A 15090-nucleotide genomic window follows, 5' to 3' on the forward strand; every position below is an offset into this window, starting at 1 on the left:
GATAAGAGCGCCGAGACTATGGCCAGCCCCTTTCTCCCCGTCCCTATACGGGGAGAAATGTCCGGCAGGACAATGAGGGGCGGCGGCGGCGTCGACAATTGGCCTGAAGCGACTGCCTTGGGGGTGCCACCAGACACGGTGGCTCTCCCTAAGGAGGATACCATCTGATGGGCGCCTATATACTGCGCCGTATCCTTTTGATGATCCCGACCCTGTTCGGCATCATGGCGATATCCTTCGCCGTCATCCAGTTCGCGCCCGGCGGTCCGGTCGAGCAGGTCATCGCCAAGCTGACCAACCAGGGCGGCAGCGACCGCCTCGGGGGTGGCGGCGGCGATGCGGGTGGTTCCAATTTCGATGCCGCCGGCGACGTCGGTTCTAAATATCGCGGCGCCCAGGGGCTCGATCCGGAATTCATCAAGAAGCTGGAGAAGCAGTTCGGTTTCGACAAGCCGCCGCTCGAGCGCTTCGGCATGATGCTGTGGAACTATGCCCGCTTCGATTTCGGCAACAGCTATTTCCGCGACATCTCGGTGCTCGACCTGATCCTCGAGAAAATGCCCGTTTCGATTTCGATCGGACTCTGGATCACGCTGTTGTCCTATCTGATCTCGATCCCGCTCGGCATCCGCAAGGCGGTGAAGGACGGGACCCCCTTCGACATCTGGACCAGCGGCGTCGTCATCGTCGGCTATGCCATTCCGGGCTTCCTCTTCGGCATCATGCTGATGGTGCTGTTCGCCGGCGGCTCTTTCTGGGATTGGTTCCCGTTGCGCGGCATCGTCTCGGACAATTGGGACCAGTTGTCGTGGCCGGCCAAGATCGCCGATTATTTCTGGCATATGACGTTGCCGCTGACGGCGCTGGTGCTGTCGGCCTTCGCCACGACCACGCTTTTGACCAAGAACTCCTTCCTGGAGGAAATCCGCAAGCAGTATGTGGTGACGGCGCGCGCCAAGGGCCTGTCGGAACGGCAGGTGCTCTATGGCCATGTCTTCCGCAATGCCATGCTGATCGTCATCGCCGGCTTCCCGGGCGCCTTCATCTCGGCCTTCTTCACCGGATCGCTGCTGATCGAGAACATCTTTTCGCTCGATGGCCTCGGCCTGCTCGGCTTCCGGTCGGTGGTCGAGCGCGATTACCCGGTGGTGTTCGCCAACCTCTACATCTTCTCGCTTCTCGGCCTGTTCGTCGGGCTGTTGTCCGACCTCATCTACACCTGGGTCGATCCGCGCATCGATTTCGAGCGGAGAGACATCTGATGTCGGAGGCAAGCGTTACCGCCGGGGCGGTGCCGGTGCGGATCCCGCGGCCGTTCCTGTCGCCGCTCAACAAGCGCCGCCTGCAGAACTTCAAGGCCAACCGGCGCGGCTACTGGTCGCTGTGGATTTTCCTCGTCCTGTTCGTGCTGTCGCTGTTTGCCGAATTCATCGCCAACGATAAGCCGATCATAGCTTCCTACAAGGGTGAGATCCTTTTCCCCGTGCTGGTCGCCTACCCCGAGGAAAAATTCGGCGGCTTCTATGCCGTCACCGATTACCGGGACCCGGTGATCCAGGACGAGATCAACGCCCATGGCTGGATGATCTGGCCGCCGATCCGCTACTCCTACCAGACCGTCAACAATGCCATTCCCGAAGCGGCACCGGCCAAGCCGTCGTGGGAATATGACGCCAAGACGCGCTGCAACCAGTATCCGCAGGGAGCCGATGACCCGGCCTGCAATGTCGGCAATTGGAACTGGCTCGGCACCGACGACCAGGCGCGCGACGTGCTGGCGCGCGTCATCTACGGTTTCCGCATTTCGGTGCTGTTCGGCCTGATCCTGACCATCGGCTCGGCGCTGATCGGCGTCGCCGCTGGTGCCTTGCAGGGCTATTTCGGCGGTTGGACAGACCTGCTGTTCCAGCGTTTCATCGAGATCTGGTCGGCCATTCCCGTGCTCTATCTGCTGCTTATCGTCGCCGCCATCCTGCCGCCTGGCTTTTTCATCCTGCTTGGCCTGATGCTGTTGTTTTCCTGGGTGGCGCTGGTCGGCGTGGTGCGGGCCGAGTTCCTGCGCGCCCGCAACTTCGAATATGTCAACGCGGCCCGCGCACTCGGCGTGCCCAACCGCACCATCATGTTCCGGCACCTGTTGCCCAATGCCATGGTGGCAACATTGACCTTCCTGCCCTTCCTGCTCTCGGGCTCGATCTCGACCCTGACCTCGCTCGATTATCTCGGCTTCGGCCTACCGCCGGGTTCGGCCTCGCTCGGCGAATTGCTCAAGCAGGCGCAGCGCAACCTCAACGCGCCATGGCTCGGCATATCGGGCTTCGTCGTCATCTCGCTGATGCTGTCGCTGCTGGTCTTCGTCGGCGAGGCGACGCGCGACGCCTTCGATCCGCGCAAGACGTTCAAATGAGCGAAGTCCCCTTGCTCAGCGTGCAGGACCTCAGCGTCGCCTTCAACCAGGGCGCCGGCCAGTCCGTTGCCGTCGACCACATCTCGTTCGACATCGCCAAGGGCGAGACGGTGGCGCTGGTCGGTGAATCCGGTTCCGGCAAATCGGTCTCGGCGCTGTCGGTGCTGAAGCTGCTGCCCTACCCCAGCGCCAGCCATCCGTCGGGCAAGATCCTGTTCCAGGGCGCCGACCTGCTCGCCATGAGCGAGAAGCAATTGCGCCAGGTGCGCGGCAACAAGATCACCATGATCTTCCAGGAGCCGATGACCTCGCTCAATCCGTTGCACACGATCGAGCATCAGATCGTCGAAATCCTGAAGCTGCATCAGGGTATGGGCGACCGTCCGGCCAAGGCGCGCACGCTGGCTCTGCTCAACGAAGTCGGCATTCGCGATCCGCAAAAGCGGCTCGACGCCTATCCGCATCAGCTCTCGGGCGGCCAGCGCCAGCGTGTCATGATCGCCATGGCGCTCGCCAACGAGCCGGAGCTGCTGATCGCCGACGAGCCGACGACGGCGCTCGACGTCACCGTCCAGGCGCAGATCCTCGAACTGCTCGCGGGCCTGAAAAGCCGCAAGGGCATGTCGATGCTGTTCATCACCCATGACCTCGGCATCGTGCGCAAGATCGCCGACCGGGTCTGCGTCATGACCAAGGGCAAGATCGTCGAGACCGGGCCGACCAAGGACATTTTCGCCAACCCGCAGCACCCCTATACGCGCCATCTTCTCGCCGCCGAGCCGAAAGGCAAGCCGCCGGCCGCCAATGCCGATGCCAGGCCGGTCATGACCGGCAACGACATCAAGGTCTGGTTCCCGATCAAGCAGGGCTTCTTCCGGCGCACGGTCGATCATGTGAAAGCGGTCGACGGCATCGATGTCACGGTGCGCGCCGGCCAGACGCTCGGCGTGGTCGGCGAATCCGGCTCCGGCAAGACGACGCTCGGCCTGGCGTTGGCGCGCATGATCTCGTCGACCGGGGCCATCCAGTTCAATGGTCGCGACATCAACCAGCTTTCCTTCAACGCCATGCGGCCGCTCAGACGCGAATTGCAGATCGTCTTCCAGGATCCGTTCGGTTCGCTCAGCCCGCGCATGTCGATCGCCGAGATCATCGAGGAAGGCCTCAGGATTCACGAGCCAAGGCTGTCGCCGGACGAGCGCGACGACAAGGTCGTCGCCGTGCTGAAGGAAGTCGGCCTCGACCCGGCGACCCGCAACCGCTATCCGCACGAGTTTTCCGGCGGCCAGCGCCAGCGTGTCGCCATCGCACGCGCCATGGTGCTCAACCCACGCTTCGTCATGCTGGACGAGCCGACATCGGCGCTCGACATGAGTGTGCAGGCGCAGGTCGTCGATCTCCTGCGCAATTTGCAGGCCAAGCACGACCTCGCCTATCTCTTCATCAGTCATGACCTCAAGGTCATCCGGGCGCTGGCCAACGACGTCATCGTCATGCGCAACGGCCAGATCGTCGAAGCCGGCCCTTCCCAGCAGATTTTTGAAAATCCGCAAACCGACTATACTCGGGCCCTGATCTCGGCCGCCTTCAAGATCGAGTCGGCACCGACAGGCGTGGTCAGCGAGTGATCCGCACAAGGAAGGACTGAACGAACCGCGATGGAAAAAGGCCGTATCCTGCTTGCCGTCACCGGCTTTCATCCGCAACGCTGGCGCGACCTCTTGTCGGCCGAGCGCGAGGTGGTGCTGGAGCCGGACGGCGCCAAGGATCCCTCGATCACCTACGCGGTGGTGTGGAAGCACAAGCCCAATTTGATGTCGTCGCTGCCCAATCTGCGCGCCATCTTCTCGATCGGCGCCGGCGTCGACCATATCTTCGCCGACCCCGGCCTGCCCGACGTGCCGATCGTCAAGGTCGTCGCCGACAACCTCACCCAGTACATGACGGAGTATGTCGTCTGGCGGGTGCTCGACCATCATCGCCAGGGCCTGCTTTACCGGTCGCAGCAGTTGAAGAAGACCTGGCACGAGCCGCTGCAGCGGCCAGCCGGCGACATTTCCGTCGGCATCATGGGTCTCGGCAGTCTCGGCCGGGCCGCGGCCTCCGTGCTTCTGTCGCTCGGCTTCGCCGTCAATGGCTGGTCGCGCGGCGAGCGGCCGATGAAGGGCGTGGCGACCTATTCGGGCGAAGCGGGCCTGATCCCGTTTCTCAATGCCACCGACATTCTGGTCGTGCTCTTGCCGCTGACACCCGACACGCAAGGCATCATCAACTACGGCGTGCTGAAGGAGTTGCGCAAGCGCAACGGCCTTGGCGGCTCGGTGCTGATCAATGCCGGGCGTGGGCGCCTCCAGAAGGACGCCGACATTTTGCGCGCATTGGACGACGGGACACTGAAGGAGGCGAGCCTCGACGTGTTCGAGGTCGAGCCGCTGCCGAAGACCAGCCCGCTGTGGGGGCATGCGAAAGTATTCGTGACGCCGCATGCCGCGGCGACCTCCGATCCGGTGCATCTGGCGCCGACCATGCTGCGCCAGATGGACGCTTTCGAGCGCGGTGAGAAACTCGACAATCTGGTGGACCGCAAGGCGGGGTACTAGAGCGGTTCAGAGTTTGATAGAATCTCTGACCCGCTCTAACTTTTTGGTTTTTACGTAATTCCCAAGGGAAGCGCTACGCGCTTCTGCCGGGAAAACCGCTACGCACTTTTCCTGGAATTGCTCAAGCCGGGCATCACGCTCATCTGGCCAACTCCCATTCCCGGAAGCATTCCTTGATTGCCCGGACCGACGACAGTTGCACTTTCGGCAGATCGATCCGCTCGAACATTGTCCGGTATCTCTCGCGGTTTTTCGGCGTCGCCACGGCGATGTGGTGGATCATATCCCATTTGACGCTGTCGCGCCCGCCTTCCAAGCCACCACGCCTTTCCCTCTCGATCAGGGTCCGCCTGAAATAGCGCAGCAGACTTGCGGAGGTGGAGATGTCGAGCAGGATCAGTCCCGTCGCGCGCTGGAAGCGTTGCGGCATGCAAACCGAGTAGTTTCCATCCATCACCCAGCGCTCGCCGGCGATCGCGGCGTCATGCAAGGCGATGAATTCGCTCCTCGGACGCTGCACCCAATCCGTGTTGGGCAGATGAAAGAGCAGGTCGAGATGGATGGGCGTCAGGCCACGCTTGCGCGCGATCGCGTCGGCGAGCGTCGACTTGCCGCTGTTGGACGGCCCCAGGATACAGATGCGGTCGCCGAGGTCCGAGAGGTTCACCGGATGGAGCCTTGCTAAATGGACGATTGGATCATCAGCCAGGCAGAGCGAACTTCTTCTGCTTGTCCGGCTTGCCGCAGTCGCGGCGGTCGATGGACCGGTTCATGGCATCGATTTCGCCTGACGCCTTGTCGCTGTCGCGCTGGGCCTTGGAGCGCATGTCAGGCGTGAACGGACCGAAGCCCATGGCGGGATTGGAGAAGGTCGGCTTGGCGGTCGTCGGGAGATTGTATTGCTGCGCCAATCCGTTGCGCTGCGCCAGCAACTGGTCGCATGGCACGCTGTCATACTGCAGCGAGGACTCGATGTTGGCATCCTGGCGCTCGGACGATGAATTGCCGACGCAGCCGGCGGTTGCCAGGCAAGACGCCAAGATCATCATGTTCCAGCGCATCGAACTGCTCCTCCTGGTATCCCGCCCTGATGCGACCAGATCGCAAATATCAGTCGCGCACGCAAATCGGACTTTTTCGCAGCAGGGCAAAGAAGCGCCCTCGCAACTCACACGACATGAGCTTTCCGCGCCACGACGGCCAGGCCTTTGACAGGCTCGCGGCGATCCCAGCGGATGGTCGTCGGTTCCAGCGCGACGATCGAGAGACCGTTGGCCTCGAGGGTCCGTATGACATAGCCATCCGAATGGGCATAGCGCCGCGACGGCTGCAGCGCGAAGTCGCCGCCCTCCGCCAGGCTCTCGACGGAAAAGGCAAACAGGCCGCCCTCGGCGAGCAGGCCGGCAACCGTTGCCGCCAAACCTTCGAGCTTGCCAATATAGATCAGCACGTCGGCCGAGGTGACCAGATCGGGGTTTTCGCCTGAATGGGAAAAATCCTGCAAATCCGCTTTTGTCAGCACGTCGTAGATGCCTTTCGCCCGCGCCTTCCTCAGCATCCTTGCCGAGATATCGAAACCCTCCAGCCGGTCGACGATCGGCCTCAGCCTCTCGCCCATCAGTCCAGTGCCGCAACCCAGGTCGAGCGCCAGGCGGAAGCGGCCTGGCCTTGCCTTGCGGATAGCGGCGTCGAGCACCTCGGGCAGCCTATAGTCGAGCTTGCCGACCAGCATCTCCTCGAATGTCTCGGCATAGTGGTCGAACAGCATTTCGACAAAGGCGCTGGGCGGCGCCGTGGAGACCGGACCTTTGCCAATCAGCTGCAGTTTGAGGGCCGCGCCTTGGCGATCGGCCGGATCGAGTTTCAGCGACGTCGTCCAGGCCTGCGCCGCCAGGTCGAGCCTGCCCGATGCCTCCTGCATCTCGCCGAGCCGAAACCAGCCCATTGCCCATTGCGGCGCCAGTTCCAGCGCGCCGAGCAGCAACTCGGCCGCGGCGGTGTGATCGCCGGAGGCGAAGAGCATTTCGGCATAGTCCGCACGGCGATCGGCGTTCGGGTCGCCCGACGAGGTCTGAAGCGGTTTCATGAGGATGGTTCCACCGGCAGGGTAGCCGGCCGCAATCTCTGTAGAGCAAAGCATGCCGAAGCTGAACCGAATTGAGCAGGCTTTGCCCGGGGAGTCAGCAGTCTAGAGCAGCAGGCTTCCCGCGACGGAATTATATCCTATCTTGAGGGCATGCGCGCCAGCGACCTGCTTCATCCCCGGCCCGAGGGGCTCTACTGCCCGCCGGGCGATTTCTTCATCGACCCTGTGCGGCCGGTGAACCGGGCGCTGATCACGCACGGCCATTCCGACCATGCGCGTTCCGGCCACGGCTCGGTGCTTGCGACACGGCAGACGCTCGACATCATGGCACTGCGCTATGGCGAGGATTTTGCCGGGACGACGCAGGCAGCCATGCTCGGCGAGACGATTTCGCTCGACGGCATCAGCGTCAGCTTCCACCCGGCCGGCCATGTGCTGGGGTCGGCGCAGATAGCGGTCGAGCATCAAGGCAGGCGCATCGTCGCCTCCGGCGACTACAAACGGCAGAAGGACGCGACCTGCCTGCCGTTTGAGCCGATCCGCTGCGACGTCTTCATCACCGAGGCGACGTTCGGCCTGCCGGTGTTTCGCCATCCGCCCGACACGGAAGAGATCGCCCGTCTGCTGAAATCGGCGGTGCAATTTCCCGAGCGCTCGCATCTGGTCGGCGCCTATGCGCTCGGCAAGGCGCAGCGGGTGATGCGGCTGTTGCGCGACGCCGGCTACGACAAGCCGCTCTACATCCATGGCGCGCTGGCCAAGCTCAGCGAATATTACCAGAGCCAGGGCATCGATCTCGGCGAACTCGAGCCGGCGACGGTGGAGAGCGGCGGCAAGCAGGATTTCGCCGGCGCCATAGTGGTCGGTCCGCCATCGGCCTTCGCCGACCGCTGGGCACGGCGCTTTCCCGATCCGATCTCGTGCTTCGCGTCGGGCTGGATGCGCATCCGCCAGCGCGCCAAGCAAGGCGGCGTCGAGCTGCCGCTGATCATCTCGGACCATGCCGACTGGGATGAACTCACCGCCACCATCAAGGAGACCGGCGCCGAGGAGATCTGGGTCACGCACGGCCGCGAGGAAGCCCTGGTGCGCTGGTGCGAACTGGAAGGGATAGCGGCCAGGCCACTGCATCTTGTCGGGTATGAGGACGAGGGCGATTGATGCATCGAGGTCCGCCAATCGCCGCCGCCGAGTTCTACGGCGTCCCCCTTTGCCCTACCGGGCATCTCCCCCACTTGGGGGGAGATTGGCAATTTAGGCGTCGGCGAATCTCTTTCAACGCCGGAGATTGGCGAAAGCCGACGCGACATCCAATCTCCCCCCTCGTGGGGGAGATGCCCGGCAGGGCAGAGGGGGGCGCCGCGCGCCGGCTTTCGCTGCTGGCGTGGTGCATACAGCCATGAACCGCTTCGCCGAGCTTCTCGACCGCCTGGTGCTGACGCCGTCGCGCAACGGCAAGCTGACGCTGCTGGTCGACTATTTTCGCACTGTGGAAGACCCGGACCGAGGCCTGGCGCTGGCCGCGATCACCGGCGATCTCAAAATCGCCGCCGTCAAACCGGCCATGCTGCGCACGCTGGTCACCGAGCGCATGGACCCGGTGCTGTTCGGCTATTCCTACGACTATGTCGGCGACCTCGCCGAGACGGTGTCGCTGGTCTGGCCGCAAACGCCGGGCAGGATCGCCAACCGCGAGCCGACGCTCGGCGAGGTGGTGGCCAAGCTGCAGGCCGCAAGCCGCTCCGACGGGCCGAAAGTGCTGACGGGGCTGCTCGACAGCGCCGGCATCTCGGCGCGCTTTGCCATCATCAAGCTGGTCACCGGCGGCCTGCGCATCGGCGTCTCGGCGCGGCTGGCCAAACAGGCGCTGGCGGATTTCGGCAAGGTCGACGTCGCCGAGATTGAAGAACTCTGGCATGGGCTGTCGCCGCCCTACACGGCCCTGTTCGCCTGGCTGGAAGGCAAGGCCGAAAAACCGCGCAAAACGGCGCTGGCGCTGTTTCGTCCGGTCATGCTGTCGAACCCGGTTGGCGACGGCGACCTCGAAAAACTCGATCCGGCGGATTACGCCGCCGAATGGAAATGGGACGGCATCCGCGTCCAGGCGGTGGCCGAAGGCGGCATTCGCAGGCTCTATTCGCGCACCGGCGACGATGTCTCCGGCGCCTTTCCGGATCTCGCCGACGCCATGCACTTTTCCGCCGCACTCGACGGCGAATTGCTTGTCGGCGATCCGCGCGAGGCGACGGGAACCTTTTCGGACCTGCAGCAGCGGCTGAACCGCAAGGCGGTGACGCCGAAGATGCAGCAGCAATACCCCGCCTTCATGCGCTGTTACGACCTGCTGCAGATCGGCGAAGAGGATCTGCGCGGGTTGCCCTTTCGCGAGCGGCGTGGCCGCCTCGAAACCTTCATCGGAACGCTTGACCCCAGCCGCTTCGATCTCTCCCCCTTCGTCGACTTCGCCAACTGGCAGGCGCTCGAGGATTTGCGCCGCGCGCCGCCGCATCCGATCATCGAAGGGGTGATGCTGAAGCGCTGGGATTCGCCCTATGTCGCCGGCCGGCCGAAGGGTCCGTGGTTCAAATGGAAGCGCGATCCGCACACGGTGGACGCCGTGCTGATGTACGCCCAGCGCGGCCATGGCAAGCGTTCGAGCTTCTATTCCGACTATACGTTCGGCGTCTGGTCCGGGCCGGAGGGCGCGGAGGAACTGGTGCCGGTCGGCAAGGCCTATTTCGGCTTCACCGACGAGGAACTGAAGCAGATCGACAAATATGTCAGGGACAACACCGTCGAGCGCTTCGGACCGGTGCGCTCGGTGCGCGCCGATCGCGACAATGGCCTGGTGCTGGAAGTCGCTTTCGAGGGGCTGAACCGCTCGACCCGGCACAAATCGGGCGTGGCCATGCGTTTCCCCAGGATTTCACGGCTGCGCTGGGACAAACCAGCCAACGAGGCCGACCGCATCGAGACGCTGCAGGCGCTGCTCGATCGTTAGAGCAAGCGTGTAACGGTTTTCCTGGAATTGCTCACGGCTCGATCGAAACGCGGATCTCGTAGACGTTGACCGCCTTGCCCTGCTTGTCGAAGTCGGAATTGATGGCGATGGTGCCGGCCGAGCCCGGACGCTTGTCGGGAAACTTCACGTCGAACAGATATTCGTTTTTCTGCTGGCCGACCGCGTAGCGCTTGCGGCCGCAGTCGCCGAGTTCACCAAAATTGCAGTCGACGGATATCTGCGTGTCCTTGCCGTCCTCGGCGCGCGCGATGATGTCGAACACGGCGTGCTTGCCGGCGAGCTTTTCCAGCACGCCCTGGCCAACGTCAAAGGCGATCGCCGAGCCGGAGGCGCCGGACTGGATGCGCAGGAACGATCCGGCGTCGTCCTTCATCACTTCGGCCTTGGCGTCCGACGGGGCGGCGACATGGGTCGGGTCGGCCGGCGAGAACACGTTGATCCAGTCGCGCGACTGGTCCGCGGCGCCGGGCTTGGCGGGCGCGTTGGCGCCGTCTGCCGGGGTGAAATCGTCGTCCTCGACGGTCGGCGGCGCTTCCGGCGGCGCGGTATTAAGCTCGGCCGCCGACTTGAACACACCGGTCTGCACGGCAAAAAACAGGCCGATGCCAACCGCCGCGAGCAGCGTGACCGTGAGGAAAATGGCGGTCAGCGGAAGGCGCCGGCCGCGAATGCGGCGCTCATCGCGGTCTGGCGCCACTTCCGTCGCGGCTCCCGGCGCGGCGGCAGCCGACATGTCGATGGCTGGTGCGCCCGGAAGCGTGGCGTCCGGCATGATGTCGGGAACGACCGGCAGCACGCGCGAGCGCGGCGCGTCGGAGGCGGCCTGCACGGGACCATCGACGGTGACAGCAGGCGATGGCACCGACGGGGCCTTGGGGCCGGCCTCGACCGCGGGTGCCGCGCCAGCCGCGGTCTCGACCGCCGGGGCGTCAACCGCGTCAATCCGAGGGGCGACACCAGGCACGGCCGGCAGGAACTCGGATTCGATTTCGGTGATTTTTTCCTGAATGGCCTTGCGGCGCTTGATGGCGACTTCCACGGTCACGCCGGGATTGGCCTGGAGCGCACGGTCAAGCGCGGCGAAGGCCGAACGATAGACCCTCTCGCGGAACGCCCGGTCCTCGGCATTGCCCTTTTCCAAGGCGTTCCGGATCGCTTTTTCGATCGCGTCCAAGCGAGATCCCTCTGCAAATTGCCCCAAGCTTTCATGATGGTTAGCCGCAGGCGACCAATCAATCAACGGGCGGGCAGCGCATTCTGCCTCCACGGGCCGTCCAAAGTCCATCTTCGCGATGTTCCGGCAAGGAAAATCGGGGCTTTGCGAGCGATTATCGTGCGCAAGGACCGAGGAAGCCTGCTTCAGGTCCTGACGAACGCCCCTGCAGAATTGCTAAGTCGCATCTTGAATTCGCCGCCGGTTGAGTCTATCACCCAGCCCATCTTGGAGGCCTCGGCCTCCCGGGCCGCTTTAGCTCAGTTGGTAGAGCACATCATTCGTAATGATGGGGTCAGGTGTTCGAGTCACCTAAGCGGCACCAGTTTTCCCACAAGTCAGGTCATCGTGCGGCTTGCAACGTGCCGCGCAAATCACGTGACAGTCCGGGATTTTTCGAACCTCAACAACAAATGATGGAAATGGCGTTTTAATTTTTTCGGAACAGATAGTTGGGGTCGCACATTTCCTGCCGTGGTTTCACGGACAGGAGGTTTCGAATTGCAAAGGCGTGTCGACAAGGAAAAACTGGCAAGAGCGGACCGTGAGGCGAGGCTGGTGCTGGATGCCGAGCGCCACGCCAGAATTGCCAAGACAACCCGCCTGAGGGAGCAGAGACTGCAGCAGGAGGCATTGGCACAAGACAAGCCCGAGCCGGCGCGACGGCGAGAGCCGGCCGGCAGACCGGCGCGGCGCGTGATCGAGGTGGATTAATCGCTGGAGCAGCTACGGACGCCTCGTTTGCGACGCCCTCGGATTGCCACATAAGACAATGGACCGGAAGGCCCATCCGCCATTGTCGGGACCCCGGTTTTGGTATGAAATACCGGCGTCAGCATGGGAGGTCCGAAAATGCCCCACACTTTCAAGACCGGAGACGTCGTCAAGCTGAAGTCGGGAGGCCCGAGGATGACGGTCAGCGACGGCGCCGCTTCCGGCATGTATCTGTGCCACTGGTTCAACAAAGAGGGCGATGTGTGGACCCCGCAGCACGCGGGCTTCAAATCGGATCAGTTGGTGGAAGCCGACCAATCGACGTAAGGCTTACCTTCGCGACGGGGTTTGCCGGCCGGCGTGAATTTCAGGCCCGCCGGATGAGATGCCGTGCCGCCCTCTCCCGGGGGCGCCAAGGCGCGGCATCCGGGCAATCGGCGGGATCGGCAGGGCGACCGACGGATTTCTCGGGTCGCGACGTTTAACGGTTGAAGCGTGACCTCGGCATTGGGTCCGGGACGCGCCAACCGGAGACGTGAAGCATGATACGCCGTTCGATCCTTGCCGCTGCCTTGGGCCTGCTGACCACGGCGGCCCTCGCCCAGACGGCGACACAGCCACCGGCCGCGACGCCACCTGCCTCTACGTCGCCCGCCGCCCCTACTGCCAAATCGCCGACTGGCAAGTCCGACATCAGCCTGGCCAAGTTCCAGAAGCGGCGCGAGAAGGCGATCATGGCCGCCGACACGGACGGCGACGGCAAGATCAGCCTCGTGGAGTGGGAGGCCTTCCAGGCCAAGCGCAACATCAAGGGCGATCCCGCCAAATCCTTCGCGCGCATCGATTCCAATCATGACGGCTTCATCGACCGGGCCGAGCTCGACGCGTTCTTCGCCAAGCGCTTCGCCAGGCTGGACAAGAACGGCGACGGCATTCTGACGGCCGACGAGATGCCGGGCCACAAATCCGCTCCCAAGCCGGAGCAATGACCGAGAGGCTATGACGTGTGATGGACATCGGGAGTGCGCCAGCCGATGAGCGCCGACCCGGACGAGGAGTTGGTTCGCCGGGTCGGTGCCGGCGAGCCGGAGGCGGTGCGGATGCTCGTCGCGCGCAAGCTGCCGCGCATCCTGGCACTGGCCGCGCGCATGCTGGGCGACGCGGCGGAGGCCGAGGATGTCGCCCAGGAAACCTTTGTGCGCATCTGGCGTCATGCATCCGGCTGGCGGCGCGGCAATGCACGCTTCGACAGCTGGATCCACCGCGTCACGCTCAATCTGTGCTACGACCGGCTACGTCGGCGCCGCGAATGGGTGACCGACGAGGTTCCCGACATTGTCGATCCCGCCCCGCTTCCCGATGCCCGCGAAGAGCCGCACCGGGTCGAGCAGGCCTTGCAGGCAATCGCGCCGCGCCAGCGCGAGGCGATCATCCTGGTCTACTATCAGGAGATGTCCAACATAGAGGCGGCCGCGACCATGGAGATCAGTGTCGATGCCCTGGAAAGCCTGCTTTCGCGCGGCCGGCGGGCCTTGCAGATGATCCTGGCCAGGGAGGGTGTCCATGAGTGAGAAAGGGCGGCCATGAATGCGAAGCGTTCACCGTATTTCGCGAGCGCCCGGCGAGGTCCCGGAAATCCGTCCGGATACGTGCCAACCGGCAAAGGACAAAGTGATGTCTGATGGGTCCAGGAACGAGCCGGCAATGGATGCCGAGCGCTTCGCGGCTCTGGCGGCGGCCTATGGCGGCGATTTGTGGCGGTGGCCGCAGGCCGACCGCGCGGCCGGGGCGATGTTCGCCGCGAGCGAGACAGGCGCGGCCATATTGGGACACGCCGGGAAACTCGACGCCTTGCTCGACAGCTACGAGGTCACGGCGCCCGGCGCGGCGCTTCACGGCAGCATCCTGCGGATCGCCGACCGGCATCTCGTCCAGCGCCGGCGCCGGCGCGTCTGGTGGCTGGGTCTGGGGCTGGCCGGCATTGGCCTGGCCGGCGCGGTGACCGGATTGGCCATGGTGAGCATCGTTACCCCAGAGGTTCCGTCCGACCATTATGTACTCGATGCCAACGCGACGGCGTTCGGCGACGCCGGGCCCGATGGCGAGACGATCGAGGAGGACTTATGAGTACAGGCCGCAACCTCACCGTCGCGTCGGTGGTGCTGAATGTCTTCCTGGCCGGCGCGCTTGCCGGCGGCGCCGTCTGGATAAGAAGCGGCAAGCCGGCCCAGGGCTATTCGCTGGAAGCGGCCGGCGGCCGTCTTCCCGACAAGCAGCGCATGCTGTTCCGCAAGGCGCTGCGCGAGGTGCGCCGCGAGTCGCGCGACATTATTCTCGACGGCCAGAAGGCCAGGCGCGAGGCGGCGGATCTGTTGCGGCAACCCGTCCTCGACAAGGCGGCGCTGGCGGCGGCCCTGGAGCGGGCCCGCAATGCCGACATCACCCTGCGCACGCGGCTTGAGCAGCGCATCGTCGAGTACGCGGCGGCGGGTTCCGCAGGGGATCGCGCCGTGCTGGCGGACGGGCTGGCCAGGCGCGCCGGGCCTGTGCCGGCGGCAGAGCCAAAAAAATCGCCGTGACGAGCGACGGAAAACGCCGGTGGGGCCGTTTAACCAGGAGAAGGGCAGCCTGCCGGACCAATCGGCACGGACAGGTTTTCATTCTCGCAGAACATTCGGAGTATCGTCATGAACCGTCTGACACAGTATGCGGCAGCAGCCGTCCTCGCCTTGACCGGAACCGCGGCAACCATCGCGACCTCCACCGCCATGCCGATGGTGGCGCAACCGGCCGCCTCGGCGCTGATCGAGCATGTGGCCTGGGGTTGCGGACCCGGCTGGCACCCCAACCCGTGGGGACGCTGCGTTCCCAACCGTGTCCTGGTGTATCCGCGCTACCACTACTGGCATGGCCCGGCATTCTATGTCGGGCATCCGCACCGTCACTGGCACCGCTGGCACCACTGGTAAGCGTGCGGAACAGCCGGGCGGGCACCCCGCCTGCCCGGTTCCCGTCGCCGGTATGAGCGTTCAGGAAACAGCCCGATCG

17 protein-coding genes and 1 tRNA gene are annotated in these 15090 nt (G+C 64.2%); 14 read left to right on the forward strand and 4 right to left on the reverse strand.

The window, feature by feature from the left end:
* The first annotated feature begins 167 nt into the window (after positions 1-167).
* Genes LB564_RS07400 through LB564_RS07415 form a run of 4 tightly spaced genes read left to right on the forward strand, consistent with a single transcriptional unit; the run spans position 168 to position 5007 of the window.
* The gene (locus LB564_RS07400; RefSeq protein ID WP_224536218.1) at positions 168-1262 is read left to right on the forward strand and encodes a microcin C ABC transporter permease YejB; all 1095 of its coding nucleotides are present in this window, start codon (positions 168-170) and stop codon (positions 1260-1262) included.
* Entirely contained in the window at positions 1262-2407 is a 1146-nt protein-coding gene (locus LB564_RS07405; RefSeq protein WP_224536220.1) for an ABC transporter permease, read from the forward strand. The genes LB564_RS07400 and LB564_RS07405 overlap by 1 nt, the downstream gene beginning before the upstream one ends.
* Positions 2404-4035 carry an ABC transporter ATP-binding protein gene (locus LB564_RS07410; RefSeq protein ID WP_224536222.1) on the forward strand — a complete coding sequence of 544 codons (1632 nt, stop codon included), beginning with the start codon at positions 2404-2406 and terminating at the stop codon, positions 4033-4035. The genes LB564_RS07405 and LB564_RS07410 overlap by 4 nt, the downstream gene beginning before the upstream one ends.
* A gap of 30 nt (positions 4036-4065) precedes the next feature.
* Entirely contained in the window at positions 4066-5007 is a 942-nt protein-coding gene (locus tag LB564_RS07415) for a 2-hydroxyacid dehydrogenase (protein WP_224536224.1), read from the forward strand.
* 139 nt (positions 5008-5146) lie between these two features.
* Here LB564_RS07415 and LB564_RS07420 read toward each other — a convergent pair whose 3' ends face one another.
* From LB564_RS07420 to LB564_RS07430, 3 genes are all read right to left on the reverse strand, one after another.
* Positions 5147-5674, reverse strand: a complete 528-nt coding sequence (locus LB564_RS07420) for an AAA family ATPase (RefSeq protein WP_224536226.1) — start codon at positions 5672-5674, stop codon at positions 5147-5149.
* Between the two features lie 34 nt (positions 5675-5708).
* Entirely contained in the window at positions 5709-6068 is a 360-nt protein-coding gene (locus LB564_RS07425; RefSeq protein ID WP_224536228.1) for a hypothetical protein, read from the reverse strand.
* Between the two features lie 107 nt (positions 6069-6175).
* Complete coding sequence (locus LB564_RS07430; protein WP_224536230.1) at positions 6176-7093, reverse strand: class I SAM-dependent DNA methyltransferase; 918 nt, start codon at positions 7091-7093, stop codon at positions 6176-6178.
* 150 nt (positions 7094-7243) lie between these two features.
* Between LB564_RS07430 and LB564_RS07435 the strand changes: the two genes are divergently transcribed.
* Both LB564_RS07435 and LB564_RS07440 read left to right on the forward strand, forming a co-directional pair.
* On the forward strand, positions 7244-8254 hold the full coding sequence (locus LB564_RS07435) for a ligase-associated DNA damage response exonuclease (RefSeq protein ID WP_224536232.1): 1011 nt from the start codon (positions 7244-7246) through the stop codon (positions 8252-8254).
* 238 nt (positions 8255-8492) lie between these two features.
* Positions 8493-10094 (forward strand): cisplatin damage response ATP-dependent DNA ligase, encoded by a 1602-nt coding sequence (locus LB564_RS07440; protein ID WP_224536234.1) that lies wholly within the window; start codon positions 8493-8495, stop codon positions 10092-10094.
* A 31-nt stretch (positions 10095-10125) separates the two neighbouring features.
* Here the strand turns inward: LB564_RS07440 and LB564_RS07445 are convergent, their stop codons facing one another.
* Complete coding sequence (locus tag LB564_RS07445) at positions 10126-11289, reverse strand: hypothetical protein (RefSeq protein WP_224536236.1); 1164 nt, start codon at positions 11287-11289, stop codon at positions 10126-10128.
* 288 nt (positions 11290-11577) lie between these two features.
* Here LB564_RS07445 and LB564_RS07450 point away from each other — a divergent pair.
* The 8 genes from LB564_RS07450 (at position 11578) to LB564_RS07485 (ending at position 15011) form a co-directional block, all read left to right on the forward strand.
* Positions 11578-11653 (forward strand) — tRNA-Thr (locus LB564_RS07450).
* A gap of 176 nt (positions 11654-11829) precedes the next feature.
* The gene (locus LB564_RS07455; protein WP_140706352.1) at positions 11830-12042 is read left to right on the forward strand and encodes a hypothetical protein; all 213 of its coding nucleotides are present in this window, start codon (positions 11830-11832) and stop codon (positions 12040-12042) included.
* Between the two features lie 138 nt (positions 12043-12180).
* Positions 12181-12369: a YodC family protein gene (locus tag LB564_RS07460; protein WP_224536239.1), complete on the forward strand. Its 189-nt coding sequence runs from the start codon at positions 12181-12183 to the stop codon at positions 12367-12369.
* Between the two features lie 215 nt (positions 12370-12584).
* Entirely contained in the window at positions 12585-13031 is a 447-nt protein-coding gene (locus tag LB564_RS07465; RefSeq protein WP_224536240.1) for an EF-hand domain-containing protein, read from the forward strand.
* A 45-nt stretch (positions 13032-13076) separates the two neighbouring features.
* Positions 13077-13613, forward strand: a complete 537-nt coding sequence (locus tag LB564_RS07470; RefSeq protein WP_224536242.1) for an RNA polymerase sigma factor — start codon at positions 13077-13079, stop codon at positions 13611-13613.
* A gap of 103 nt (positions 13614-13716) precedes the next feature.
* A complete protein-coding gene (locus tag LB564_RS07475) occupies positions 13717-14169 on the forward strand; it encodes a hypothetical protein (protein ID WP_224536243.1) in 453 nt (150 codons plus the stop codon).
* Positions 14166-14621, forward strand: coding sequence for a periplasmic heavy metal sensor (locus LB564_RS07480; RefSeq protein WP_224536245.1), 456 nt, complete (start codon positions 14166-14168; stop codon positions 14619-14621). Before LB564_RS07475 ends, LB564_RS07480 begins: the two co-directional genes overlap by 4 nt.
* Positions 14622-14729: 108 nt before the next feature.
* Positions 14730-15011, forward strand: a complete 282-nt coding sequence (locus tag LB564_RS07485; RefSeq protein WP_224536247.1) for a GCG_CRPN prefix-to-repeats domain-containing protein — start codon at positions 14730-14732, stop codon at positions 15009-15011.
* The last annotated feature ends 79 nt before the right edge of the window (positions 15012-15090 follow it).

Origin of the sequence: Mesorhizobium sp. ES1-6, from assembly GCF_020164775.1 — a bacterium.
GTDB lineage: Bacteria > Pseudomonadota > Alphaproteobacteria > Rhizobiales > Rhizobiaceae > Mesorhizobium.